We start from the raw sequence: 25,524 nt of genomic DNA on the forward strand, positions 1-25,524 counted from the left end.
TGAGAATCACAATAAAAAATGCTCTTCCGTCTTGGAGGAGCATTTCTTTTTATAAAATTTATCAAGCAAGAAACCAACTATCTCATCTTTTTTCTATCTCTACCAATATCCGTGATAGATAGTAATGATAGCTAAATACAGCAAGACCAAGTAGGAGAATAAGAGCTCCTACTCCCAAGCTGATGGCAAGGATAGTGGAGAGAGACTGAACCAAGAATAAGCTTACAATGACTAAAATCATTAAGATAACACTATAAATTAAGAGTAAAACTATTGCTACTATACGATTTGAACGGTTCACCAGGTCCGTAATGTTACTCCAATTGGTTGACAAATTTTTCACGTCCTTAAGGTAATGGTGGCAAGAAAGGATGACACTGGCAAGGATCCATGCCACAAGAAGGTAAATCATCGAAAGTATTGGCAATCCTAAATAAAGAGAAAGACCAAGCAAAGTCAGAACTGGTAAAAAGGACTGGACAGCAAATATAATCCAAAATTTCACTTTCACATAACGAGCAAAGTCAAAGGGTAAACTCTTAAGGAAATCAACATTTTCCCTCTCCAAGGACAAGGCAATTGAATGCAGGCTGGTGATATTGTTATTGACAACTGCTATAAAGAGAGCTATAAAAAACAAGGGTAACCAGTATGGAGGATGAATGTCTGGAACTATCTGAGAATCTCGGATGTTGGAAATCAGACCAATCATCATGAGATAAGGAAGGAAAGCACTTGTAAAAAGCACTGTAACCACGCCAGTTCCCTGTCCCAAGAGGGTGAGGTGGTAGCGTAAAACCATACGGAAAAAGCCCTTTTTATTAGTAGTTGAAATTCTCTCCTTATTGCGACGTTCTTTCTTGACCTTCTCCTCACTGTTAAGCAGAATCACGTCATAAAAATGAGGAAAAACCTTCTTTTTGGTCAGGTAAAGCAAGAAAACAGTTAAAGCTATCCAAGCGAGCAGACCCAGTATGGCTTCTGTCGAAAAAGGCTCCACTGCTATTTTGTAAAAGATATGAAGAGGATAAAGGAGAAATGGAATGTCTCTAACTTTGTCAACAATACTTCCAAAAGTCGACTGTAGAAAGAGGACAAATATTAAAGGTATGAGAACTCCTATTCCAATCATCACATTCGAAAAAATAGACTGATACTTTCTGAAGACCCTAGTCTGAGCCAAGAAATGTACTGCCACTACCATCACTAAAGTAACAGAGACAAATAACAAGGCCAAGGACAGCAGCATCAAAGGCAAGCCCAGCCAAAGAGAAGGAGCTAGCCTAATATAGAGGACTAGAAAATAAGCTAGGATTGGTACAATTCCAGCTAGAGCTGGCAAGAGAACAGACAGTCCTTTAGCAATTATAATCTCTGATTCTTTAAAGGCATAGGGCCTATACGATGCCAAGTCCTTACTCTCATAAAAGACATTGTAAAATGCAGTGAAAGAAGTTGAAAAGGCAAGCACCAGTAAAATAGCAATCATGCTACTAAAAAAACTTGGCATTTCCTCAAAAGGAAAACGAAAGGCTATATTTATAAACATGATGAGCATCAAGAGACTGGAAAAAATGTAAGAACTGAGGACTCTAGCGGAAACATTTACTTTTTTTCCAGGATTTTTAGCTTGCTTCTTTCGTAGATTAGCCAGATTAGCTTCTTGAGATGAATAGAGGATATTGATATCAACTAATTTTTTAATGACCTTGAGACGCATCTGTATCCTCCTCTTTTCTACCAGCAAGGCTAAGGTAGATACTTTCCAAAGACTGATCTGGATGGTCTTTTCTCAAGTCCTCTACGCTTCCACAATAAATCAAATGCCCCTTTTTCAAAATAGCAATCCGATCACAGACTTGCTCAGCTACCTCTAAGACATGGGTTGAAAATAAGACCGTCTTGCCTTTTTGTGCATGTTCCTTCATCATTTGCTTCAAATCAAAGGCAGCCTGGGGATCCAAACCAGTCAAGGGTTCGTCCAAGACCCAAATATCAGGATCAGACAAGAGTGCCCCGATGACAAAGACTTTCTGACGCATTCCGTGAGAAAGGGTTTCAATAACCTGATAGCGATTTTCAGCAAAATCAAAAACGCTCAATAGCCTAGCTAGACTAGACTCCAAGTCAGAACTAGTTAGATCATAGGATGAGGCAAGCAATTCCCAAAACTCATTGGCTGTTAAGCGTAAAAATAAGTCAGGCGAGTCTGCAACGTAGCCAATCTTTCGTTTGATCGCTAAGCGATTTTCCGATAACTCCTGACCGTCTACCAAAATACGACCACTGCTGGGTGAAATGATACTGACTAAGGATTTTATAGTGGTCGATTTTCCAGCACCATTATGGCCAATCAAGCCCATAATCTCTCCATTTTCAATCTGCAAATTGAGATTGCTCAAGGCCTCTTTATCACCATACAACTTACTAACATTTTGAAATTCAATCATGAGAAATCTCCTCTCTTTATCTATGTAATTTACTATAATTATAGCGCTTTCATTTTAAAAATCAACACTTTATCTTAAATAGTTGAAATACATGTCTTCTATTTTACGCAAACGTTTGAGCTAACCGATACTTTATGATAGAATAAAGAACAAGATTGACAAGTAAGAGGAAACATCATGCAAAATCAAACACTCATGCAATACTTTGAATGGTATCTGCCCCATGACGGCCAGCACTGGACGCGTCTGGCTGAAGATGCTCCACACCTAGCTGATCTCGGTATCAGCCATGTCTGGATGCCCCCAGCCTTCAAGGCCACCAATGAAAAAGATGTTGGCTATGGGGTCTATGACTTATTCGACCTAGGCGAGTTTAACCAAAAAGGAACTGTCCGAACCAAGTATGGTTTTAAAGAAGACTATCTTCAAGCTATTCAAGCCCTAAAAGCACAGGGAATTCAACCTATGGCCGATGTGGTGCTCAATCACAAGGCTGCTGCTGATCACATGGAAGCCTTTCAGGTTATCGAAGTGGATCCAGTTGACCGTACAGTTGAACTTGGAGAACCCTTCACCATCAATGGCTGGACTAACTTTACCTTCGATGGACGCCAAGATACCTACAATGATTTCCACTGGCACTGGTACCACTTCACAGGTACAGACTATGATGCCAAACGCCGTAAGTCTGGGATTTATCTGATCCAAGGTGACAATAAGGGCTGGGCAAATGAGGAATTGGTCGATAACGAAAACGGAAACTACGACTACCTCATGTATGCAGACCTAGACTTTAAACATCCTGAAGTCATACAAAACATCTATGACTGGGCTGAATGGTTCATGGAGACAACTGGTGTAGCTGGTTTCCGCTTGGATGCCGTTAAGCACATTGACTCTTTCTTCATGAGCAATTTCATCCGAGATATGAAGGAAAGATACGGTGACGATTTCTATGTTTTTGGTGAATTCTGGAATCCTGATAAGGAAGCCAATCTAGACTACCTTGAAAAAACAGAAGAACGCTTTGACCTTGTCGATGTTCGTCTCCACCAGAATCTCTTTGAAGCCAGTCAAGCTGGCGCAAACTATGACCTTCGTGGTATTTTCACAGATAGCTTGGTTGAACTCAAACCTTACAAGGCTGTAACCTTTGTCGACAACCACGATACCCAACGAGGACAGGCCCTTGAGTCTACTGTTGAAGAATGGTTTAAGCCAGCAGCCTATGCCCTCATTCTCTTACGCCAAGATGGCCTTCCATGTGTCTTTTACGGAGACTACTATGGTATTTCAGGACAGTATGCTCAACAGGATTTCAAAGAAGTCCTTGACCGCCTCCTAGCCATCCGAAAAGATTTGGCCTATGGAGAACAAAATGACTACTTTGATGATCCTAACTGTATCGGTTGGGTACGTTCAGGTGCTGAAAATCAATCCCCAATCGCAGTCCTCATCTCAAATGACCAAGAAAACAGCAAGTCTATGTTTGTCGGCCAAGAATGGGCTAACCAAACCTTTGTAGATTTACTTGAAAACCACCAAGGTCAAGTTACAATTGATGAGGAAGGTTATGGACAATTTCCAGTCTCAGCTGCTTCGGTAAGTGTCTGGGCAGCCAATACAATCTAATAGTTCATAATAATCAAGTCAGGTCCAAACGGATTTGGCTTTTTTGTATTCACAAAAAAGACCTACCCAAATGGATAGATCTTTGTTTTCTTACAATTTACCTGCTACCGCATCCAACAATTCTTGGATTTTAGCTTGGTTGCTTCCTCCTGCCATAGCCATGTCGGGTTTACCACCACCACGTCCATCGACGATTGGTGCCAATTCTTTGACAAGGTTTCCTGCATGAAGGTCTTTTGTCTTGCTTGCTACAAGGACATTGACTTTGTCTCCGATAGCAGCAACTAGGACAAGTAAGTCAGAGTAGTCTTTTTGTTTCCAGTTGTCCGCAAAGGTACGAAGGGCACCTGCATCTGATACAGACACTTGGCTAGCAATGTAACGGTGACCATTTGCTTCTTGAACTAATTAAAGTTAAACATTAAAAATTCGTAAGATACGATTATTAAAGTGAAAAAATAGAAAATCTTTTTCTAACTACTAATTAAACAATTTTTTATTAAATTAATTATCATTTTAAATCTACAACTTATCATAATTTAATATATGTTTCTACCAACTAAAAAGTTAAGTCCATACGATTTTTCATATTCTGAAAGACTCTTAAAAAGATTAGTTCTTTTAAATGACTCTTTAGTGAAACTAGTTCTCAGTACTAACTCAACATCTTTACTTTTAATATTTTTTTCAATTCCAGAAGTGTTACAAATCACTTTAAATAATTCAGAAAAATCGTGTCCTCTTGTAATTAACTTTAAATCTGTAACGAAATGATAATGTTCCTCAACAATAGACTGCTTCTCTGAATCGTAATTATTTTTTGACGGTCTATTTATTTCTTTTATAATGTCTTCTTTACAGTTTAATTTTGATTTTCTATACAGTTCATCAATAGAAATATTTTCAGTAATGAGTTCCCAACCCTCAGATAAATTTTTTTCTCTAAAACAACTTATATACTTTAGTTTTTGAAATACTTTATTTCTCAACTCAAATACTTCCTTATCTCCACAATAAAATTCAGTACATATACTTTCAAATGACTCATTATTCATAGCTAACATAATTTCTAAACTATGATAATCATACAAAAAAATTTTATTTTCACCTGAAGTTAAACTGCTATAGTCTTTATCTCGTATCCCAATAATTCTTTTATCACTCTGAAAATAATTAACAATTTCTTCAACCCCATCACATCCTGAAAACGATTCGAATACATATGCATTAGAATTAAATTTATTTTTAAAAAATTTTAAATCATCGTCTCCCTCTACTATCACAAAAGTCTTTTCTTTCTCATAGTCTTCACCACGTAAAAGTCTAATTTCGGAAACTATATCCTCTCGCTTGAGATTTTTTCTAATCGAGTTTTTGTTCATATAACTCTCCTAAATCAATTTGATTCTCCCAACGATGATTAATAATTTGTGGAGAGTGCGTGGCAACTATCACATTCAGGTTTTTGAATTTAATTATCTTATATAAATCGTCCATAAATTTCTTTTGCCAAGCAATATGTAAGGATATTTCAGGTTCATCAATTAATAATAAGGTATTCTCAGGAGTCTCAAAAATCAACTTATAAAATAAAATAATTTCCTGTTTTTCTCCGGATGACAGTTGGGACAGGGAAAGCTTCTTTCCTTTAACATCAATATCCTCAATAAAAATACCCTCTTCTCTTGAAATCTCAATCTTTTTAAAATCCAATTTATCATTTATTATATCGGTAAATAACTCTAATTGATTAACAAAATTTTCATAGATTTGATATTTCTCATCAAAGTCATCAAAATATATTTTTAGTGCTTTTGCAAATTCTTCTTTAAACTCTAAATTCCTCAAATTTTGAACACGAGATAAATCAAACTTATTTAATTTTTGAAATTTTTCAGTCATCAATTCTATTTTCTGATTGAATTCATCTTTTGAGGTAATTGCTTCTTTATTATTAAATAATCTTATAGGATAAGAACTATCTAATTCATTAGACTTTGAGGAATATTCTGAACTATTCCTATCCAAAAGAAGTTTGAATTTTTTAGGCAATTCTTTAATCTCATCTTTTAATATCGATTCATCAAATCTATCAAATTCTTCACTGACCAACCTTTGTTCTCTTATGTAAAATACCTTCCCTAATTCTTTCGAAAACTCTCTCAGAGCATTTCCCACAAACATAATATTATTTTTTTGAATACGCTTTTTATTATAATTTTTTTCTATATTAAAATAACTTTCTATAAATGACTCATAAGCAAAATCTTTATCCATAGTTTTCCTATTCGCAAATTTTTTGTCATAATTTTGATTATAATATCTATTTAAAAAGAAATCATCCCCAAAATATTTTTTAATATTTTTAAAATTAACAGAGCAATTTGTTTTATCATTTACTACTAAAGCACCGGATTTTTTTGTGATTTTTAATTGCTTTTCATTAGATATTAAAAAAAATACTTCTTCAAAATCTAAGTTCAAAAAAAACAGAATACCATTCTCCTTTTTATACAATTGATATATACAATCTAATATAGTCGATTTCCCAAATCCATTTGGACCCGTAATAATGGTTAGCCCATCCTCTTTTAATTCTATACTATAGTCAAATCGACCAAATAATTTTTTAAATTGAATCTTCATAATTTTTAACCTCTTTTTCATTCATAACAAAACATAACTAACGTAGTCCATCATTTTTAAGTAATTTTAAATATTTCATCTTCAATATACAACAAATCACTTTATTTTTAAAGTTCTAAAGTCTAACTAAAAGTCCAAGTGTTTTTACCATCTTATATAGTTACTAAAATATCTTTTATATACAATCCTGTTTCCTTCATACTAATAGTAACACTATAATCTTTCCTCTAATTATATCTTATATCCTCTCTATCTGATTAGCAGAGAAATCGATTTCATTATAACATCCTTTTTCTGTTTTTTCAAATTAGAAGAGAAATTATATTTACTAATCTTAGTAATAGATAAAATTGCAAATATTCAACTTTAAATAAATTGATAAAAACAAATTAACATCATTATTTATTCTATTAATTTTCTGAATTTGTTATTTGTATGATGAATTAACCTATTGATTCAATAATTTTAATAAACAAACAATCTTCTTGGCTTCATTGAGCTAAATTTATTTAGTTTTAGATACTCTTTATAATTTCGAAGATGTAACTTTCCCTACATTAAAAATCAAATACGTGAATAGCAATCTAACTATAAAGGATTGAATCTAGAATAGTACTCAAAGAATTCTAAAACGTTTTTAGAAATTAATTTGACTTTCCTAATATCTTTGTTCATATCTTATTTCAATCCACTATATATCACACCTCCTCAGCAATATAAAATTATTGTTAAACAATTTTAAAAAATTTCCTTTTTTTTAAAAAAGACCTACCCTACTGGATAGATCTTTACTTGATTACAATTTACCTGCTACCGCATCCAACAATTCTTGGATTTTAGCTTGGTTGCTTCCTCCTGCCATGGCCATGTCTGGTTTACCACCACCACGTCCATCGACGATTGGTGCCAATTCTTTGACAAGGTTTCCTGCATGAAGGTCTTTTGTCTTGCTTGCTACAAGAACATTGACTTTGTCACCGATAGCGGCAACTAGGACAAGCACATCAGAGTAATCTTTTTGTTTCCAGTTGTCCGCAAAAGTACGAAGGGCACCAGCGTCAGATACAGATACTTGGCTAGCAATGTAACGGTGACCATTGACTTCCTTCACATCCTTGAAGATGTCGCCTGCAGCTACAGCTGCGGCTTTTTCTTTCAACTCAGCATTTTCTTTTTGCAATTGACGAAGTTGTTCTTGAAGGCCTTCTACCTTGTGAGGTACTTCTTTAAGTTGAGGTGCTTTAAGAGTTGCTGCAACAGCTTTAAGAGCGTCTTCTTGTTCACGGTAGGCTTCAAAGGCTTCCTTACCAGTCACTGCCAAGATACGGCGAGTTCCTGATCCAATTCCTTCTTCTTTGACAATCTTGAAGAGACCAATCTCAGAAGTGTTGCCAACGTGGGTACCACCACAAAGCTCGATAGAGTAGTCACCGATAGTAACAACACGAACTTCTTTACCGTATTTCTCACCAAAGAGGGCCATAGCTCCCATTTCCTTGGCAGTGTCAATATCCGTTTCAACTGTCTTAACTTCAAGAGATTCCCATATTTTCTCGTTGACTTGCTGTTCAATCGCACGCAATTCTTCTGCAGTTACTGCTTGGAAATGCGTGAAGTCAAAGCGAAGGAATTCGACTTCGTTAAGAGATCCTGCTTGTGTTGCGTGGTTTCCAAGGATATTGTGAAGGGCAGCGTGAAGCAAGTGAGTCGCAGTGTGGTTTTTCATGACACGGTGACGACGATTTGTATCGATTGCCAAGGTATATTCTTGGTTCAAGGCAAGCGGTGCAAGGACGTCAACAGTGTGAAGGGCTTGTCCGTTTGGAGCTTTTTGTACATTTGTCACAGTAGCCACGACCTTACCTGACTCATCCAAGATTTGTCCGTGGTCAGCGACCTGTCCACCCATTTCAGCATAGAATGGCGTTTCCGCAAAGATAAGAGAGGCAGTTCCTTCTGATACAGCTTCTACTTCTGCATTGTCAGCCACGATAGCCACCAATTTAGAAGACAATTGTGATGCTTCATAGTTAAATCGGCTTTCCACTGTGATGTTTTGAAGGGTTTCATTTTGCATACCCATTGAACCACCCTTGACAGCAGACGCACGCGCGCGTTCTTGCTGTTCTTTCATGGCTGCTTCAAAACCTTCACGATCTACAGTCATACCTGCTTCTTCAGCGATTTCTTCAGTCAATTCAACTGGGAATCCATAAGTATCATAGAGTTTGAATACATCTGAACCAGCGATAACAGATTGACCTTTTTCTTTCAAGTCTGCTACGATATCTTGGGCAAAGTGTTGACCTGAGTGAAGGGTACGAGCAAATGACTCTTCCTCGCTCTTAACGATTTTTTCGATAAAGTCACGTTTTTCAAGAACTTCTGGGTAGTAGCTTTCCATGATTTTTCCAACAGTTGGAACGAGTTTGTAAAGGAAAGGTTCGTTGATTCCCAATTTTTGACCGTGCATAGAAGCACGACGGAGAAGACGACGAAGAACATAACCACGACCTTCATTTCCTGGAAGGGCACCATCACCGATGGCAAATGAAAGAGAACGGATGTGGTCAGCGATGACCTTGAAGCTCATGTTGTCGCCATCTTGGTCATAAACCTTACCAGACAATTTCTCAACTTCACGGATAATCGGCATGAAGAGGTCAGTTTCAAAGTTTGTCTTAGCCCCTTGGATAACCGCCACCAAACGCTCCAAACCAGCGCCCGTATCAATGTTCTTGTGTGGCAATTCCTTGTATTCGCTACGAGGAACAGCAGGGTCTGCATTAAATTGTGATAAAACGATGTTCCAGATTTCAATGTAACGGTCGTTTTCGATATCTTCTGCAAGAAGGCGAATACCGATATTTTCTGGGTCAAAAGCTTCTCCACGGTCAAAGAAAATCTCTGTATCTGGTCCAGAAGGTCCAGCACCGATTTCCCAGAAATTATCCTCGATTGGAATCAAGTGACTTGGATCCACTCCCACTTCAATCCAGCGGTTATAAGAATCTTTATCATCTGGATAGTAGGTCATATAAAGTTTCTCAGCTGGGAAATCAAACCATTCAGGGCTTGTCAAAAGCTCATAAGCCCAAGTAATAGCTTCGTCACGGAAGTAATCCCCGATAGAGAAGTTCCCCAACATTTCAAACATAGTATGGTGACGCGCAGTCTTTCCTACGTTTTCAATATCGTTGGTACGGATTGCCTTTTGGGCATTGGTAATACGTGGATTTTCAGGAATAATAGTCCCGTCAAAGTATTTCTTAAGGGTTGCTACCCCAGAGTTGATCCACAAAAGAGTTGGGTCATTTACAGGAACCAAACTCACTGATGGTTCTACTGAGTGACCTTTAGTCGCCCAGAAATCAAGCCACATTTGGCGTACTTGTGCACTAGATAGTTGTTTCATATTGTCTCCTTATTTACTTGTTTAATGTGATTGGCTTTCCAGCATTTCCACATAGTCAATCGCGACACAGAGGGAAATGACTAGGTCTGCATAAGCGTCCTCAAGAACCGTTACGGTATAGGTAGAGGTCAGATGGAAGAGTTCTTTCTTGATTTCCGCAATCAACTGATCGCGATCATCCAGCAATTTGAAATTCAAATCCCAGATATTACCCTCAATACGAAGGCCTAGATTATCAAACTCATACTTATCCCGCCAGAAGGTTAACTTCTTACGAATGACAAAACTCGATCCATCCTGAAGCTGAATCTCGAAACGAGGAAGTAGAGTCCAAATCTCTTTACTAATCTCACTGACTTGGTTACCAAATGCATCATAGATGGTAAAGGTTTTGGGAATCTTAAAAAATGACCCCTCCACCTGATAGGCGATTTCTCCCCTGTCATCCTTGATAGCGAAGCGCTCGCCTCCAAGACGAAACTTTTGTTTGACAAGAAATGTTTTCATCAACACCTCCAAAAATCAAAAGACAAGCTCATATCACGAAGGGCGAAAAACCGCGGTACCACCTTCATTCAATGAACTTGTCATTCTCTTATTCTTATGCAATTGTTAAATTGAGTAGCATGACTTCCTAGCTTAGATGGCTCGCAGCACCGCCATTTCTCTGGACTAAGATGATTGAAAATCAATTCTCAACTTTCTTATTATATCGTTTTTTTAAGCTTGCGTCAACTGGAAATGATTCCCATTTAAATAACCCATTCCCTACATCTCTTCTTACTTTTTCAGGATATATTTTTTCTTACTGCTATCACTCTTTTTATCCCAACTTTTATTCCAAAGTTTTGAATTGTTAAAGATAGCTTCGAAAATATTTACAAATATAAAGAACCCTATCACCAAATGTATGGAATCAGTTGTTAGGTATTGTCGATCCAAACCATCCTTTAGAAAGAATAGTATAACAGTTTGCTGAACAGTCAAAAAGGCTGGCCAATAACTTTTTTTGAAAAAAGTAGACATTTTCATTATTTGTTACCGCTTTCTGTAAGGTTAAGCTTAGTATACTACTAGGCAAGAAAATAAGCAACTAGAATAGAAAAAGATACAGTTACAAAAATTGCCTTTTACATAAAAAAACGAACCAGCTGACTGATTCGTTTTCATCCGTTTAGCTCCTACTTCCGATACATTTTAAACTGTAGGAAGAGGTCGCTATATTTTCCTGTCCATTTATGGTCAAATTTCTCATAAACTTCTAGGTGTTTCATGGTTTCAGCATCAGGATAGAAGGACTTGTCTTCTTTTTTCTCCTCTGGGAGTAGTTCCTTAGCTGGTAGGTTTGGTGTTGAATAGCCCACATACTCCGCATTTTTAAGAGCATTTTCGGCTTTCAACATAAAGTTGATAAAGGCATAGGCGGCATCTTGGTTTTTGACTGTTTTGGGAATGACCATATTGTCAAACCAAAGGTTGCTGGCCTCTGTCGGTACCACATAGCGTAGATTTTCATTTTTTTCTAGCATTTGACTAGCTTCGCCAGAGAAGGTCACACCGATTGCAGCGTTATTCTGAATCATGTAGCCCTTCATCTCGTCCGCCACAATAGCCTTGATATTTGGAGTCAACTTGTAGAGCTTGTCCACTGTCTCTTCTAACTGCTGGGTATCCTTGGAGTTGAGGCTGTAGCCGAGGGAATTGAGTCCCAGTCCCAGTACCTCACGTGCCCCATCAAAGAGCATGATAGAGTTCTTATACTCTGGTTTCCAGAGGTCGTCCCAATGCTCAGGCGCTTCATCGACCATGGTTTCATTGTAGACAATTCCCAGTGTTCCCCAGAAGTAAGGGATGGAGAATTTATTGCCTGGGTCAAAGGACTGGTTGAGGAACTCTGGTCCGATATTTTCAAGACCTTCAAGTTTTGAATAGTCAAGCGGTACCAAGAGATCTTCGTCCTTCATCTTGTTGATCATGTATTCACTTGGGATAGCAATATCATAAGTCGTTCCACCCTGCTTGATCTTGGTGTACATGGCTTCATTGGAGTCAAAAGTCTCGTACTGGACTTGGATTCCTGTTTCTTCTGTGAATTTCTCCAAGAGTTCAGGATCGATATAGTCCCCCCAGTTGTAGATTACCAGTTTTTGACTATCTCGACTATTGATTTTACTATCTAGATGAGTCGCAATTCCCCACAAGATCAGGATGATGGCTGCAATTCCTGCTAAAAATGAATAGAGTTTTTTCATGCTTGTTCCTCCTTCTCACGTGAGATAAAGTAATACCCAACAACCAGGATAATACTAAAGAGAAAGACAAGGGCAGACAGGGCATTGATCTCTAGCGAAATCCCCTTGCGAGCACGAGAGTAAATCTCGACTGACAGGGTTGAAAAGCCATTTCCCGTTACAAAGAAGGTCACGGCAAAGTCATCTAGCGAATAGGTGAAGGCCATGAAATAACCTGCAATGATAGACGGTGTCAGGTAAGGAAGCATGATTTCCTTGAACATCTGAAATTGACTGGCACCAAGGTCATAGGCCGCATGAATCATGTCCCCATTCATTTCCTTGAGTCGAGGCAAGACCATCAAGACCACGATAGGAATGGAGAAGGCCACGTGACTAGATAGAACGGTCAAAAAGCCAAGTGAAAACTTGAGTTGAGTAAAAAGAATCAAGAAGCTGGCACCAATCATAACGTCAGGCGCAACCATGAGGATATTATTGAGTGAAAGAAAGGCTTCTTGGTATTTCTTACGAGACTGGTAGATGTAAATGGCACCAAAAGTCCCGATAATGGTCGCAATCAAGGCTGATAGAAAGGCCAAGAAAAAGGTCTGAGTCACAATCAACATGAGGCGACCATCGCCAAACATGGTTTTAAAATGGCTCAAGCTAAAGCCTGTAAAGCTATTCATGTCGTTGCCTGCGTTAAAGGCATAACCAATCAGGTAAAAGATTGGCAGGTAGAGGACAAGAAAGACCAGTCCCAGATAAAGGTTGGCAAATTTTTTCATCGTTCTCTCCTTTCCTTGGTCACCCACATGGTGATGAACATGGTCAGGATGAGAATCACACCGATGGTTGAACCCATACCGTAGTTGTCATTGGTTAGGAAGTTCTGTTCAATAGCCGTTCCCAGCGTAATAACACGGTTCCCACCAATCAAACGAGTCAGCATGAAGAGACTCAAGCTGGGGATAAAGACCGACTGAACCCCACTTCGCACCCCATTCATAGATAGAGGGAAGATGACATGACGGAAGGTCTCCCACTTGGTCGCACCGAGGTCGTAGCTGGCATTGATGAGGTTATTATCCATATCATCCAAGACATTGAAAATCGGCAAAATCATAAAGGGAAGCTCGATGTAGCTTGCGACAAAGATAAAGGAGAAATCAGTAAAGAGCAACTGTTGTGAACCGATTCCGATAAATTCCAAGAATTGGTTAATAGAGCCATTTTGACCAAAAATCCCGATAAAAGCATAGGCCTTGAGGAGCAAATTGATCCAAGTTGGCAGGATAATCAGCATGAGCCAGAGTTGACGGTGCTTGAGACGGGTCAAAAAGAGGGCTGTTGGATAGCTGATAAGCAAGGTCACAAAGGTCACAATTCCTGCATAAAGCACGGAGTTAAAGCTCATTTTGAGGTAGGTCAAGTTTTGTGACGCAAAGTAAGATTTATAGTTTTCTAAGCTAAACTGGCCTTCGATATTGAAAAAGGATTGACCGAAAATCAAGACCAAGGGTGCCAGGACAAAGAGGGCAATCCAAAGCATGTAGGGCACTACAAAGAGTTTAGAGCTTGTTTTCTTCATCTCTTTCCTCCTCGATTGCATTGATCAGACCTGCTTCTTGCTCTTCAATTTCTACGTATTCTTCGATACGAGCATCGAACTCTTCTTCAGTTTCGTTGAGACGCATGATGTGGATGTCTTCTGGTTCAAAGTCCAGACCGATTTCCTCACCCACGATGGCCTTACGGGTTGAGTGGATCATCCATTCATTTCCGAGTTCGTCATAGGCGATAATTTCATAGTGCACCCCACGGAAAAGCTGGGTATCGACCTTAACTTGGAGCTTACCTTCTTCAGGAAGGGTAATACGCAAGTCCTCTGGACGAATCACGACCTCGACAGGTTCATTTGGCTTCATCCCACCATCGACCGCTTCGAAGCGTTTGCCGTTAAACTCAACCAAGTAGTCCTCAATCATGGTTCCTGGCAAGATATTTGACTCACCGATAAAGGTGGCAACAAAATGGTTAATTGGCTCATCGTAGATATCCACAGGTGTTCCAGACTGGACAATCTCGCCATCATTCATAACGAAAATCCAGTCACTCATGGCCAGCGCTTCTTCCTGATCGTGAGTAACAAAGACAAAGGTAATCCCCAATCGTTGTTGTAGTTCACGCAGTTCATACTGCATGTCTGTTCGTAATTTTAAGTCCAGCGCTGACAGAGGCTCGTCCAGCAAGACCACACGGGGTTGGTTGATGATGGCACGGGCAATAGCCACACGCTGACGTTGTCCTCCAGAGAGTTTACGAATGGAACGTTTTTCGTACCCTTCCAACTGAACCATCTTGAGAACTTCCGCTACGCGTTGCTCGATTTCTTTCTTATCAATCTTGCGCAAGCGTAGTGGAAAGGCAACATTTTCAAACACATTCATATGTGGAAACAAGGCATAGGATTGGAAGACCGTATGGACGTCTCGCTTGTTGGTTGGGATGTCATTGATACGGACACCATCCAGCAAAATATCTCCTGTCGTCGCATCCAGTAAACCTGCAATGATGTTAAGGATAGTTGATTTCCCTGAACCAGACGCGCCTAGAAGAGTATAGAACTTCCCTTCTTCCAACTCAAAGTTGATATCTTTGAGAACCTTGGTGTTGCTGTCTTCAAAAACTTTAGAGACGTTTTTGAATTCAATAATTGGTTTTTTCAATTGTCATTTATTCCTTCTTTTTCATAGATTAACAGATCAGGGCTCTGTCAGGCCGCCACTACCTCGTGTAGGAGACTGAACTGCCTACATTCTTCTGCACTGACGATAGGCTTTCACCCCCTTTCCATGATATAGCAGCAACTTTTCAACTACAGCTTTCTACTTGCTTTCACCTAAAATACGGACTTCTCTCTCAAGAGTAACACCAGAGTGTTCCTTGACTTTTTCAATCACAGACTCAATCAAGTCTTCGTAGTCTTTGGCCGTTCCATCTGCAACATTGATCATAAAACCTGCGTGCTTTTCAGACACTTCTACGCCACCGATACGATAGCCTTTCAAGCCAGCTTCTGAAATTAATTGACCTGCAAAATGTCCAACTGGACGCTTAAAGACCGAACCACAAGATGGATATTCTAAAGGTTGCTTGAGTTCACGTAGATGCGTCAAGCGGTCCATTTCTTGCTTGATAACCTGATGGCTTCCTGGAGCTAGAGCAAATTTAGCTGACAAGACAACTGCACCAGACTCCTGAATGGCTGAATGGCGGTAACCAAAAGCCAAATCCTTGACAGACAGAGTCTCGATTTCTCCGTCCTTAGTCAAAATCTTACAAGACTGTAAGATGTGGGCAATCTCGCCACCATAGGCACCCGCATTCATAAAGACAGCACCGCCGACGCTCCCTGGAATGCCACAAGCAAACTCAAAACCAGTCAAACTATGACGAAGGGCAATGCGAGTTGTTTCAATCAAGTTGGCACCAGCTTCAGCTTCAATGGTATAACCATCAACGGAAACATTATTGAGCTTGTCACACAAGATGACAAATCCACGAATCCCACCATCACGAACAATGATGTTGCTAGCATTTCCCAACACCATCCAAGGGATATTTTCTTGATTGGCAAATTTTACAACGCGCGCCAACTCAAAACGATTTCGTGGAAAGACCAAATAATCGGCATCTCCACCTACTTTTGTATAACTATAGCTATGCAAGGGTTCCTTGAAACGGATATCAATCCCTTCTAAGATTTCAAGCATTTTTTCTTTTACTGACATGACACTCTTCCTTTTACAAAATTCATTCCATTATACCATTTTTAAGACCATTTGACGACCCTAAAAAATCTTGGGCTTATTTTAAACAAAAAAAGAGGTTTCCCCTCTTTTTATGATTTTTTGCAAAAGATTGCCTTGGTTCCATAGGCGACTAGAACAAGTTCAAGTGCTAGGACAACTTCAATCAAGACTGGATTGGTCAACCAGCCAACTTGGGCAAGAGATGGTGCCAGGTCAAAGAAGGCATGTAGTCCATAGGCCGCTAGGAGATAAATCCATTTCTTCTGGCGAACAGCTTGGTAAACCCAAACAGTCAAAAGCAATTGGAAACCTAGCGCCAAGATTCTCTCAAAACCAAGCAAATAAATCTGCCAGACTGATAGCGACTGAATAGTTTTCAACATATTTTCAGACAGCAATTGCATAACCTGTGGATTTTGCGTTTGAACTGCTGAGAGAACGATGTAGAGATTGATCAAACTAGTAAGACCTAAGAAAATCAACTCCAAGCCACCATGCCCCAATCCATAAGCCAAGGCATCTGCCTTTTCCAAACTTCTCTTTTTCTCCAACCATTTGAAGAAAACAAGACGAGCTGTTTCCTCAAAAAGAGCTGCCATGGCTAGTCCATAGACAATATAGACAAACGGATGGTCTTGCAAGAGGGCAATACTACCGTCTTTTTGAGGATGAAGAACTATGATATGAATCAATTTTTCTAGAATCTGTGAAGAGAGAAAGAAGGCAACAGCCCCCAAGCCCAAGACAGCTAGATTAATCTGGTATTTCTTTTTGGTATACCAAATACTCCCTAGCAAGAGAGCCAGCAACAGCACCATGGTAATGATAATATGAGTGGTCATTTTCGTCTCCTATTCTGCCTTTTCAATATCTTTTTTCATCTCGTCAACATTGAACTTAGCAAACAAGTATTGACGGTCTTGGACTGGGAAACGTTGGTCCAACTGGTCAACTGCTCCCACCTCGATAATGCCTTCCTTGATGACAAAGTCCATGACATGCCCACCGAAGGTCAGGTCATCTGAAATGAAGTGCAGATGGTAGCCTGCCACACTAACTCCATGGAAAATCTCTGGCGTCCAGAAACCAACGATGGTCCCCGCCACATTGTCACGACTATATTCCGGTTGATGGGTTGCAACCTCAGCAAACTTGGTATCTGGTGTTGACTTAGGAATCATACGCACATGCATATGCGAAAATTCCCCACGAATCTTAATAGAACGGAAAAGATTTTCTCCATCATAATAAGACTCAATCCGCTCTTCCAATTCCTTGTCTGTCATCTCAAAGCGCTGTCGGAAAATAACCTCTGCCTGATGCGGTACTACTGCTGCATAAGGAATAAGGGCATCTGGTGATACTTCCACAATTTCTGGCTGATCTCCTGATCCTTTGGCCTGATAAGCCTTGCCATCTAAGACAATCAATTCTCCATCAATAGAATCCAAGGTTCCCAAACCAAGGTCGCCATGCTCTAGTAATTCTCCTACCGTCATGGTACCACCATAAAGGCCAGCCATCAAGGCTCCAAGGGTATTGTATTGAAATAATTTCACTGGTTCCTGCACGTTCTTATCCATTCTCTTTCTTATCTGTTATTCTATAAATGTTACTCCTAAGTATACCACATTTGCCCCTAGATGTGAAAGAGAGAAACACCCTAGACATTGCCAAGAAGGAAAAAAAAGGGTACAATGTAACAAAATCAAGGGAGGTCTGGAATGAAGAAACAAAGCAAGTACCAAGAGGTCATAGCTTATCTGAAAAATAGTATCGAGTCTGGACGCTTTCCAACGGGAAGTCGCCTGCCTTCTATCCGTCAACTGAGCCTTGACTTTCACTGTAGCAAGGATACCATTCAACGAGCCCTACTGGAATTACGACACGAACAATACCTCTATGCCAAGCCCCAGAGTGGCTATTATGTCCTAGAACAAGGGCAACATCAAGATCTAGAAATCGAGGTTACGGACGAACATGCCAGCGCCTATGACGATTTCCGACTCTGTGTCAATGAAACCTTAATTGGCCGAGAAAACTACCTCTTCAACTACTATGACAACCAAGAAGGTTTAGAAGACTTAAGACAATCCATTCATAAACTGCTCTTTGACCAAGCCCTCTACTGCAAGGCTGATCAACTTGTACTGACTTCTGGAACCCAGCAAGCCTTGTTTATCCTTTCTCAAATATCCTTTCCTAGCCAAGCCAAGGCAATCTTGGTGGAACAGCCGACCTACCATCGGATGAATCGTCTCTTGATTGCTCAAGGTCTGGACTATCAAACGATTGAACGAGGCATTGATGGGATTGACTTGGAGGAACTGGAAGGCCACTTCAAAACAGGAAAAATTAAGTTTTTCTATACCATTCCTCGCTTCCACTATCCTCTGGGGCATTCCTATTCTGAGCAGGACAAACGAGCTATTCTTGACTTAGCTGCCAAGTATGGTGTCTATATCGTAGAGGACGACTATTTGGGGGATTTGGACTCCAAGAAGGGCCAGACCTTCCACTATCTAGATACAGAGGAGCGCGTCATTTATATCAAGTCCTTCTCAACCAGCCTCTTCCCAGCCCTGAGGATAACAGCACTTATCCTTCCAAATGCTATCAAAGAAGCCTTTGTGGCCTACAAAAATATCCTAGACTACGACAGCAACCTCATCATGCAAAAGGCCTTATCACTCTATATTGACAGTCAATTATTTGAGAAAAATCGTCTGGCTCGCTTGTCCAATCAGGAAACTTACCAAAAACAAATCGAGGAAATCTTAACTAAAACACCTTGTCCCCTTCCTCACTTTCCGCTTCATGATGGTTTATTGCTAGACCTCAGACAGTATCCTAAAATCGCCAGCCTAAAACACAGTCAGCTGAAATTGGACTTCTTTGAGGAGGCTTACTTGGATGCCTGCCCTTATCAATTTGCCAAGGTATCCTTAGAAAATCTGGAAAAGGTTTTAAACTATTTAAAAGCAGAATTGGATTGACTTCCAACTCTGCTTTTTTCTTATACTCTTCGAAAATCAAATTCAAACCACGTCAGCGTCGCCTTACCGTACTCAAGTACAGCTTGCGGCTAGCTTCCTAGTTTGCTCTTTGATTTTCATTGAGTATTATTCTTCAACTTCTGTTAAGGTTGCCGCCTTTTCAAGATATTTTTGGTAGGTACCGTCATCCTTGAGTTTTTGGATGACCTTGTCCACCACTTCTTTCAAATCAGCACTATTTTTTCTAAGGGCAACTGCATTAGCTTCGCCGTCCTTCATCTTCAAGCTGACAGTTGCGACAGCTAAGTCTGCATTTTTAGCAGCATAGCTAAGGGCAACAGGCTCATCCATGTGAACAGCATCTACTTTTCCAGCCTGTAATTCATTAACAGCTTCACCCATATTAGCTAGGGAAGTCAATTGAGCTTTTGGCAATTGTTCCTTGACCATCGATTCTGGAACAGTCCCTTTTTGGGCTGCAATATTAGCACTTTCAAGGCTAGTTAAATCCTTGTATTTTTCTACATCAGACTTACGAACCAAGAAACTAATCTTGTTTTCATAGTAAGGAATTGAAAAATCAAAGACTTCTTTTCTCTCGTCAGTAGCGCTAATTCCCGCAACCGCTAGGTCAGCCTTACCTGTTTGAAGACTGGTCAAGACATTGTCAAAACTCATGCTTGAGATTTCCAACTTCACTCCAAGTTCATCAGCGATAGCTTGGGCCATATCAATATCCGCACCAACTACCTGATTTTTCCCGTCAACCAAGGATTGGAATTCAAAGGGTGCATAGTCAGGACTAGTCGCCACAACTAATTTCCCCTTTTGCTTAATGGCCTCAACAGCTGACTGAGAACCATTAGAACCCGACTGGCAAGCCACTAAGAAGAAACTTGCAAGAAAGCTACATAAAACAAATATCCATTTTTTTGATTTCATAAATAAACAACCTCTCTGTTAATTTTTGTATAATTATAACGCTATCCAAGTTGCTTGTCAAGTGTTTTTTGAATTTTTATCTTAAAAACATTTTTTTAATTCAATAAAAGGAGCTATCAATTGATTTCAAGCTCCTTTTTATACAGAATGAAACTATTTTATAGTTCGACAATCTTACCTGTTTCAAAGTAAACAACCCATTCACAGATATTTTTGGCATAGTCTCCAATACGTTCCAAGAAGGCAATCACTTGGAAATAATCACGACCTGTAACGATGGCATCTGGATTTTTCTTGATTTCTTCTGTAGCCAAGTCACGAATGCTATCAAAGTAATGGTTGATTTTTTCGTCCATTGCTGCTACTTCATAGGCCTGATCCACTGAACCATTGAGATAGAGTTCAAGGGCTGCTTCAACGAAGTTCTTGACATCACGCCCCATTCTCTTAATTTCTTCTTCAACAGCTGGGATGCGTTGCTCTCCCTTCATACGAATGGCTGCTCTTGCAATGGAAACGGCATGGTCCCCCATACGTTCCAAGTCAGATACGGCTTTTAAGACTGTTAAAACGGTACGCAAGTCCTGAGAAACCGGTTGTTGGAGGGCAATCATTTCAAATGATTTCTTCTCCAATTTCACTTCGTATTCGTTTACTTCTGCATCGTCTTCGATGACTTCTTTGGCCAAATCACGGTCATGCGTAACAAAGGCACGCACTGTACGATTGATTTGGGATAGCACTTCTTGTCCCATAGCATAGAACTGGTTGTGCAATTTCTCTAAATCTTCCTCAAATTGAGAACGTAACATCATTTATCTCCTTATCCAAATTTTCCTGAAATATAATCTTCTGTTTCCTTGTGTTGTGGGTTGAGGAACATCTTCTTAGTATCGTTAAACTCAATCAAATCTCCATCTAGGAAAAATCCTGTCTTGTCAGAGATACGAGAGGCTTGTTGCATGGAACGCGTAACCAAGAGCATGGTGTATTTATCTTTTAGACCATACAAGGTTTCCTCAATCTTACCGGCCGAGATAGGGTCCAAGGCTGAAGTCGGTTCATCCAAGAGAATGATTTTAGGACTGGTTGCCAAGACACGGGCAACACAGACACGTTGCTGTTGTCCACCTGAAAGCCCGATAGCTGAATCATGCAGGCGATCCTTGACCTCATCCCAGATGGAAGCTCGTTGCAAGGCTTTTTCCACTGCTTCATCCAGAACCTGCTTGTCCTTCACTCCATTGATACGAAGCCCGTAAACAACATTTTCGTAGATAGACATAGGGAAAGGGTTTGGTTGTTGGAAAACCATACCAATTTCCTTACGCAATTCAACTGTATCTGTACGTGGGCTGTAAATGTTGTGGCCATTGTAAACCACCGAACCAGTTGTAGTTACCTCTGGATTGAGATCCCCCATGCGATTGATAGCCTTTAGGAGGGTTGATTTCCCTGATCCAGATGGACCAATCAAGGCTGTAATTTCCTTAGGTTGGAAAGATAGGGAAACACTATTCAAGGCCTTCTTTTGATTGTAGTAAACGGACAGGTCTGACACCTGTAAAATCGCTTCTGTCATACTGTTTCCTTTCTATCCAAAGTGTCCTGTTACGTAATCATTGGTTGACTGTAGTTTGGCATTTTGGAAAATATTAGAGGTCTTATCATACTCGATCAAGTCACCCAAGTAGAAAAATCCTGTGTAGTCACTAGCACGCGCAGCCTGCTGCATACTGTGGGTCACGATGATGATGGTAAAGTCCTTCTTCAATTCCAACATGGTTTCTTCCAGCTGGGCTGTCGCAATCGGATCCAAGGCTGACGCCGGCTCATCCATCAAGAGAATATCTGGTTTAACCGAAATAGCACGAGCGATACAGAGACGTTGCTGCTGACCACCTGATAGGGTCAAAGCTGACTTGTGCAAATCGTCTTTAACCTGGTCCCAAAGGGCAGCCTGACGAAGAGATGTTTCTACAATTTCATCCAAGACTTGCTTGTCCTTGACTCCTGCACGTTCATGAGCAAAAGTAATGTTGCGGTAGATAGACTTGGCAAAGGGATTTGGTCGTTGGAAAACCATTCCGATGTGTTTACGCATCTCATAAACATTGATTTCTGGACGGTTGACATCAATTCCTTGGTAGAGGATTTGACCTGTGACCTTGGCAATATCAATCGTATCATTCATCCGGTTGAGACTGCGGAGGTAGGTTGATTTTCCTGATCCAGATGGGCCAATTAAGGCTGTGATTTTATTTTTTTCAAATTGCATATCGATGCCCTTGATGGATTCTTTTTTACCGTAGTAAACATGTAAATCCTTGGTAGAGAGGGCCACTTTCTCTTCAGGAAAGGTGATGATATGCTTTTCATCCCAATTATATTTTGACATGGCTTCTCCTTTAGGCAGCGGTTAATTTCTTATGTAGGTAGCTTCCGAGTTTGCGAGCTCCAAAGTTAAAGATGAGGATAAAGATGAGGAGCACGGCGGCAGAACCTGCTGATACGATTGTTCCATCAGGAATGGTTCCTTCGCTATTGACTTTCCAGATGTGGACAGCTAAGGTTTCTGCTTGACGGAAGATAGAGATTGGACTCGTCACACTGAGAATATTCCAGTTAGACCAGTCAAGGGCTGGAGCGGATTGACCTGCTGTATAGATAAGTGCAGCAGCCTCACCAAAGATACGCCCAGAGGCCAAGACAACCCCAGTCACAATACCTGGAAGAGCTTCTGGAATAACCACATGGACCACAGTCTCCCATCGAGAAATCCCAAGGGCCAGACCAGCCTCACGCTGCGTATGGTGAACGTGTTTCAAACTGTCCTCAACATTACGAGTCATCTGAGGTAGGTTAAAGACTGTCAAGGCCAAGGCACCTGAAATGATTGAAAATCCATACTCAAACTGAACTACAAAGATCAAGTAACCAAAGAGACCCACAACCACTGATGGCAGTGAAGACAAGATTTCAATACAAGTTCTGACAAAGTTGGTCACAGGACCTTTTTTGGCGTATTCAGCTAGGAAAATCCCAGCTCCCATAGACAAGGGCACAGAGATAATCAAGGTAATGACCAAAAGGAAGAAGGAATTATAGAGCTGAATTCCAATCCCTCCACCTGCTTGGTAAGAAGATGATTTGCCAGTCAAGAAAGACCAAGAGATGTGGGGCAAACCACGAACCAAGATATAGAGAATCAAGGATGCCAAGATGGCAACAATAATCCCTGCAATCGAGTAGAGGACAGCTGTTGCAATTTTATCTAATTTCTTAGCGTGCATAGTTTTTCTTTCCTCTTTCTTTCGTAATCAATTTAATCACACTGTTGAAGGCCAAACTCATCAAGAGCAAGACTAAGGCCAGTGACCAAAGAACGTTATTGTCAACAGTTCCCATAACGGTATTTCCGATACCCATGGTCAAAACAGAGGTCAAGGTCGCAGCAGGTGTTGTCAATGAAGTTGGGACAACAGCTGAGTTTCCGACTACCATCTGAATGGCCAAGGCCTCACCAAAGGCACGCGCCATCCCAAAGACCACTGCTGTGAAAATCCCTGAACGCGCTGCCTTTAAGGTCACACGCCAAATGGTTTGCCAACGGGTGGCCCCCATAGCCAAACTAGCTTCACGATAATGACGAGGTACAGCACGCAAGCTATCGGTTGTCATAAAGGTTACCGTCGGTAAAATCATGACAAAGAGAACGAAAATCCCTGACAAAATCCCAAAACCAGTACCACCAAAGACACTACGGACAAAGGGAACTACGACCTGCAAACCGATAAATCCATACACGACGGAAGGAATTCCGACTAGCAATTCAATGGCTGGTTGCAAGATTCTAGCACCTTTTGGTGAGACTTCAGTCATAAAGACTGCCGCACCAATGGCAAAAGGAGTTGCGATAAGGGCTGATAGGATTGTGACAATAAAGGAACCCAAAATCATAGGAAGGGCACCAAATTGTTTACCTGAAGGATTCCAAGTTTGGCCAAAGAGGAAATCAAAGATGTTAACCCCATTGACAAAGAAGGTCGACAAACCTTTTTGGGCTACGAAGATCAAAATCATAGCCACGATGATGACAATCAAAGACAGACAGGCAAAGGTCAAGCCTTTTCCAAGTTTCTCTAAACGAGAGTTCTTTGAGGGAGAGAGTAATTTTTTAGCTAATTCTTCTTGATTCATTATTGACTCCCTTCTAGTGCTGTCACCGTTCCTACAGCATCTTTTTCAACCTTCATTTCCTTGACAGAAATATAGCCCATTCCCTTAACGATTCCACTTTGCGCTTCATCTGAGAGGACAAAGTTGAGAAATTCTGCCACCAATTCATTTGGTTGACCTAGGGTATACATGTGTTCATAAGACCACAAAGGCCAGTTATTGGTTGTAACATTTTCTGCAATCGGCTCATAGCCATTCAACTTCATGCGTTTCACCGAGTCATCCACATAGGCAAAAGCTAGGTAAGAAATAGCTCCGGGTGTCTGGGAAACAATGTTTTTGACCATCCCGTTTGAATCCTGTTCTTGACTCTGCACAGCAGATTGACCATCCATGATAACACTATCAAAGGTTGCACGCGAACCAGAACTTGCCGCGCGGTTGATAATGGAAATGGCTAGATCTTTCCCACCGACTTCTTTCCAGTTGGTTACTTGGCCTGTGAAGATACTACGGAGTTGTTCAGTTGTCAGATTTTCAACATCAACTTCCTTGTTCACAATAACTGCCAAGCCCGCTACAGCAACCTTATGGTCCACTAGAGCGGATGCGTTGATACCTTCTTTTTCCTCGGCAAATACGTCTGAATTTCCTACATCAACGGCTCCAGACTGAACCTGAGACAGACCTGTACCAGATCCGCCACCTTGGACGTTAACTGTTTTTCCAATGTGCATAGAGCCAAATTCATCTGCTGCTGCTTCGACCAAGGGCTGAAGAGCCGTTGATCCAACAGCTGTCATAGATTCCCCACGATCAATCCAGCTAGCACATCCCGCTAAAGAACCTGCTAGCAAAAGAGCCGCAAGGGATAGAGCGAGTTTTTTCCTTTTTTTCACTGTTTTTCTCCTTGAAAATAATGGTGAATGCTGTGAATTTTTTCAACTATTTATTTATGTTTTTCTTTTTTAAAATTGGGAGCCAACTGAAGTTCTTATACTCAATGAAAATCAAAGAGCAAACTAGGAAACTAGCCGCAGGCTGTACTTGAGTACGGCAAGGCGACGTTGACGCGGTTTGAATTTGATTTTCGAAGAGTATTAGCTTGGTTTAACTAGAAATTTGCTTAGTTACCATCTCCACCAATTTTGACTTAAAATGAAAGACAATTTGAAAAAAATCCATACTTCCACTATAACATAGACAAGCTACTTT

The 25,524-nt window shown here is 40.4% G+C and carries 23 protein-coding genes and 1 pseudogene; 2 read left to right on the top strand and 22 right to left on the bottom strand.

The annotated features are described in order from the left end of the window. Positions 1–82: 82 nt before the first annotated feature. Together N8M66_RS05400 and N8M66_RS05405 are read right to left on the bottom strand one after the other, a co-directional pair. The gene (locus N8M66_RS05400) at positions 83–1,720 is read right to left on the bottom strand and encodes a hypothetical protein (RefSeq protein ID WP_261046075.1); all 1,638 of its coding nucleotides are present in this window, start codon (positions 1,718–1,720) and stop codon (positions 83–85) included. After that, positions 1,701–2,450 (bottom strand): ABC transporter ATP-binding protein, encoded by a 750-nt coding sequence (locus N8M66_RS05405; RefSeq protein ID WP_261046076.1) that lies wholly within the window; start codon positions 2,448–2,450, stop codon positions 1,701–1,703. The genes N8M66_RS05400 and N8M66_RS05405 overlap by 20 nt, the downstream gene beginning before the upstream one ends. A gap of 177 nt (positions 2,451–2,627) precedes the next feature. Here N8M66_RS05405 and N8M66_RS05410 point away from each other — a divergent pair, with 177 nt between their 5' ends. Further along, complete coding sequence (locus tag N8M66_RS05410) at positions 2,628–4,082, top strand: alpha-amylase (protein WP_261046077.1); 1,455 nt, start codon at positions 2,628–2,630, stop codon at positions 4,080–4,082. A gap of 90 nt (positions 4,083–4,172) precedes the next feature. On the opposite strand, the pseudogene N8M66_RS05415 reads toward N8M66_RS05410, so the two are convergent. The 13 genes and pseudogenes from N8M66_RS05415 to budA form a co-directional block, all read right to left on the bottom strand. Next, positions 4,173–4,487 (bottom strand): annotated as a pseudogene (locus N8M66_RS05415) (DHHA1 domain-containing protein); the annotation flags it as partial. A gap of 134 nt (positions 4,488–4,621) precedes the next feature. Next, entirely contained in the window at positions 4,622–5,464 is an 843-nt protein-coding gene (locus N8M66_RS05420) for a hypothetical protein (RefSeq protein WP_125417208.1), read from the bottom strand. After that, entirely contained in the window at positions 5,445–6,728 is a 1,284-nt protein-coding gene (locus N8M66_RS05425) for an AAA family ATPase (protein ID WP_261046080.1), read from the bottom strand. Before N8M66_RS05425 ends, N8M66_RS05420 begins: the two co-directional genes overlap by 20 nt. Before the next feature lie 796 nt (positions 6,729–7,524). Continuing rightward, positions 7,525–10,143 carry an alanine--tRNA ligase gene (gene alaS / locus N8M66_RS05430; protein WP_261046081.1) on the bottom strand — a complete coding sequence of 873 codons (2,619 nt, stop codon included), beginning with the start codon at positions 10,141–10,143 and terminating at the stop codon, positions 7,525–7,527. A gap of 21 nt (positions 10,144–10,164) precedes the next feature. Further along, entirely contained in the window at positions 10,165–10,650 is a 486-nt protein-coding gene (locus tag N8M66_RS05435; RefSeq protein ID WP_261046083.1) for an LURP-one-related/scramblase family protein, read from the bottom strand. 273 nt (positions 10,651–10,923) lie between these two features. Continuing rightward, positions 10,924–11,175 (bottom strand): hypothetical protein, encoded by a 252-nt coding sequence (locus N8M66_RS05440; RefSeq protein ID WP_261046085.1) that lies wholly within the window; start codon positions 11,173–11,175, stop codon positions 10,924–10,926. 149 nt (positions 11,176–11,324) lie between these two features. Then, positions 11,325–12,395 carry an ABC transporter substrate-binding protein gene (locus tag N8M66_RS05445; RefSeq protein WP_261046088.1) on the bottom strand — a complete coding sequence of 357 codons (1,071 nt, stop codon included), beginning with the start codon at positions 12,393–12,395 and terminating at the stop codon, positions 11,325–11,327. Further along, on the bottom strand, positions 12,392–13,165 hold the full coding sequence (locus N8M66_RS05450) for an ABC transporter permease (protein WP_000712740.1): 774 nt from the start codon (positions 13,163–13,165) through the stop codon (positions 12,392–12,394). Before N8M66_RS05450 ends, N8M66_RS05445 begins: the two co-directional genes overlap by 4 nt. After that, positions 13,162–13,968: an ABC transporter permease gene (locus tag N8M66_RS05455; protein ID WP_000753801.1), complete on the bottom strand. Its 807-nt coding sequence runs from the start codon at positions 13,966–13,968 to the stop codon at positions 13,162–13,164. Before N8M66_RS05455 ends, N8M66_RS05450 begins: the two co-directional genes overlap by 4 nt. Then, on the bottom strand, positions 13,949–15,106 hold the full coding sequence (locus N8M66_RS05460) for an ABC transporter ATP-binding protein (protein ID WP_000742900.1): 1,158 nt from the start codon (positions 15,104–15,106) through the stop codon (positions 13,949–13,951). Before N8M66_RS05460 ends, N8M66_RS05455 begins: the two co-directional genes overlap by 20 nt. Before the next feature lie 159 nt (positions 15,107–15,265). Next, entirely contained in the window at positions 15,266–16,171 is a 906-nt protein-coding gene (gene murB / locus N8M66_RS05465; protein ID WP_261046089.1) for a UDP-N-acetylmuramate dehydrogenase, read from the bottom strand. 110 nt (positions 16,172–16,281) lie between these two features. Then, positions 16,282–17,034, bottom strand: coding sequence for a YhfC family intramembrane metalloprotease (locus N8M66_RS05470; protein ID WP_261019836.1), 753 nt, complete (start codon positions 17,032–17,034; stop codon positions 16,282–16,284). Between the two features lie 9 nt (positions 17,035–17,043). Continuing rightward, complete coding sequence (gene budA / locus N8M66_RS05475; protein WP_000360298.1) at positions 17,044–17,775, bottom strand: acetolactate decarboxylase; 732 nt, start codon at positions 17,773–17,775, stop codon at positions 17,044–17,046. Between the two features lie 141 nt (positions 17,776–17,916). Here budA and N8M66_RS05480 point away from each other — a divergent pair, with 141 nt between their 5' ends. After that, positions 17,917–19,188, top strand: a complete 1,272-nt coding sequence (locus N8M66_RS05480; protein ID WP_070842539.1) for a PLP-dependent aminotransferase family protein — start codon at positions 17,917–17,919, stop codon at positions 19,186–19,188. Positions 19,189–19,314: 126 nt separating this feature from the next. On the opposite strand, the gene N8M66_RS05485 is transcribed toward N8M66_RS05480, so the two are convergent. The 7 genes from N8M66_RS05485 to N8M66_RS05515 all read right to left on the bottom strand — a co-directional run bounded on the left by N8M66_RS05485 (position 19,315) and on the right by N8M66_RS05515 (position 25,208). Then, positions 19,315–20,130, bottom strand: a complete 816-nt coding sequence (locus tag N8M66_RS05485) for an ABC transporter substrate-binding protein (protein WP_049552696.1) — start codon at positions 20,128–20,130, stop codon at positions 19,315–19,317. 158 nt (positions 20,131–20,288) lie between these two features. Then, positions 20,289–20,942 (bottom strand): phosphate signaling complex protein PhoU, encoded by a 654-nt coding sequence (gene phoU / locus N8M66_RS05490; RefSeq protein WP_000946460.1) that lies wholly within the window; start codon positions 20,940–20,942, stop codon positions 20,289–20,291. Between the two features lie 11 nt (positions 20,943–20,953). Then, entirely contained in the window at positions 20,954–21,712 is a 759-nt protein-coding gene (pstB, locus tag N8M66_RS05495; protein ID WP_000133484.1) for a phosphate ABC transporter ATP-binding protein PstB, read from the bottom strand. A gap of 12 nt (positions 21,713–21,724) precedes the next feature. Beyond that, positions 21,725–22,528: a phosphate ABC transporter ATP-binding protein PstB gene (gene pstB, locus N8M66_RS05500; RefSeq protein WP_020900241.1), complete on the bottom strand. Its 804-nt coding sequence runs from the start codon at positions 22,526–22,528 to the stop codon at positions 21,725–21,727. A gap of 10 nt (positions 22,529–22,538) precedes the next feature. Further along, positions 22,539–23,423, bottom strand: a complete 885-nt coding sequence (gene pstA, locus N8M66_RS05505) for a phosphate ABC transporter permease PstA (protein ID WP_000543046.1) — start codon at positions 23,421–23,423, stop codon at positions 22,539–22,541. After that, positions 23,413–24,330, bottom strand: coding sequence for a phosphate ABC transporter permease subunit PstC (pstC, locus tag N8M66_RS05510; protein ID WP_001070903.1), 918 nt, complete (start codon positions 24,328–24,330; stop codon positions 23,413–23,415). The genes pstA and pstC overlap by 11 nt, the downstream gene beginning before the upstream one ends. After that, on the bottom strand, positions 24,330–25,208 hold the full coding sequence (locus N8M66_RS05515) for a phosphate ABC transporter substrate-binding protein PstS family protein (protein ID WP_261046093.1): 879 nt from the start codon (positions 25,206–25,208) through the stop codon (positions 24,330–24,332). Before N8M66_RS05515 ends, pstC begins: the two co-directional genes overlap by 1 nt. Positions 25,209–25,524: the final 316 nt, after the last annotated feature.

The organism is Streptococcus mitis (assembly GCF_946188585.1).
GTDB lineage: Bacteria > Bacillota > Bacilli > Lactobacillales > Streptococcaceae > Streptococcus > Streptococcus mitis_DG.

What these genes read in the sequence shown, in the direction of transcription:
- alaS (WP_261046081.1), bottom strand. Translation starts at nt 10,143, where the DNA reads ATGAAACAACTATCTAGTGCACAAGTACGCCAAATGTGGCTTGATTTC.
- N8M66_RS05485 (WP_049552696.1), bottom strand. Translation starts at nt 20,130, where the DNA reads ATGAAATCAAAAAAATGGATATTTGTTTTATGTAGCTTTCTTGCAAGT.
- N8M66_RS05405 (WP_261046076.1), bottom strand. Translation starts at nt 2,450, where the DNA reads ATGATTGAATTTCAAAATGTTAGTAAGTTGTATGGTGATAAAGAGGCC.
- pstB (WP_020900241.1), bottom strand. Translation starts at nt 22,528, where the DNA reads ATGTCAAAATATAATTGGGATGAAAAGCATATCATCACCTTTCCTGAA.
- pstB (WP_000133484.1), bottom strand. Translation starts at nt 21,712, where the DNA reads ATGACAGAAGCGATTTTACAGGTGTCAGACCTGTCCGTTTACTACAAT.
- N8M66_RS05470 (WP_261019836.1), bottom strand. Translation starts at nt 17,034, where the DNA reads ATGACCACTCATATTATCATTACCATGGTGCTGTTGCTGGCTCTCTTG.
- N8M66_RS05435 (WP_261046083.1), bottom strand. Translation starts at nt 10,650, where the DNA reads ATGAAAACATTTCTTGTCAAACAAAAGTTTCGTCTTGGAGGCGAGCGC.
- pstC (WP_001070903.1), bottom strand. Translation starts at nt 24,330, where the DNA reads ATGAATCAAGAAGAATTAGCTAAAAAATTACTCTCTCCCTCAAAGAAC.
- N8M66_RS05440 (WP_261046085.1), bottom strand. Translation starts at nt 11,175, where the DNA reads ATGAAAATGTCTACTTTTTTCAAAAAAAGTTATTGGCCAGCCTTTTTG.
- phoU (WP_000946460.1), bottom strand. Translation starts at nt 20,942, where the DNA reads ATGTTACGTTCTCAATTTGAGGAAGATTTAGAGAAATTGCACAACCAG.
- N8M66_RS05455 (WP_000753801.1), bottom strand. Translation starts at nt 13,968, where the DNA reads ATGAAGAAAACAAGCTCTAAACTCTTTGTAGTGCCCTACATGCTTTGG.
- N8M66_RS05420 (WP_125417208.1), bottom strand. Translation starts at nt 5,464, where the DNA reads ATGAACAAAAACTCGATTAGAAAAAATCTCAAGCGAGAGGATATAGTT.
- murB (WP_261046089.1), bottom strand. Translation starts at nt 16,171, where the DNA reads ATGTCAGTAAAAGAAAAAATGCTTGAAATCTTAGAAGGGATTGATATC.
- N8M66_RS05410 (WP_261046077.1), top strand. Translation starts at nt 2,628, where the DNA reads ATGCAAAATCAAACACTCATGCAATACTTTGAATGGTATCTGCCCCAT.
- N8M66_RS05450 (WP_000712740.1), bottom strand. Translation starts at nt 13,165, where the DNA reads ATGAAAAAATTTGCCAACCTTTATCTGGGACTGGTCTTTCTTGTCCTC.
- N8M66_RS05425 (WP_261046080.1), bottom strand. Translation starts at nt 6,728, where the DNA reads ATGAAGATTCAATTTAAAAAATTATTTGGTCGATTTGACTATAGTATA.
- budA (WP_000360298.1), bottom strand. Translation starts at nt 17,775, where the DNA reads ATGGATAAGAACGTGCAGGAACCAGTGAAATTATTTCAATACAATACC.
- N8M66_RS05400 (WP_261046075.1), bottom strand. Translation starts at nt 1,720, where the DNA reads ATGCGTCTCAAGGTCATTAAAAAATTAGTTGATATCAATATCCTCTAT.
- pstA (WP_000543046.1), bottom strand. Translation starts at nt 23,423, where the DNA reads ATGCACGCTAAGAAATTAGATAAAATTGCAACAGCTGTCCTCTACTCG.
- N8M66_RS05480 (WP_070842539.1), top strand. Translation starts at nt 17,917, where the DNA reads ATGAAGAAACAAAGCAAGTACCAAGAGGTCATAGCTTATCTGAAAAAT.
- N8M66_RS05445 (WP_261046088.1), bottom strand. Translation starts at nt 12,395, where the DNA reads ATGAAAAAACTCTATTCATTTTTAGCAGGAATTGCAGCCATCATCCTG.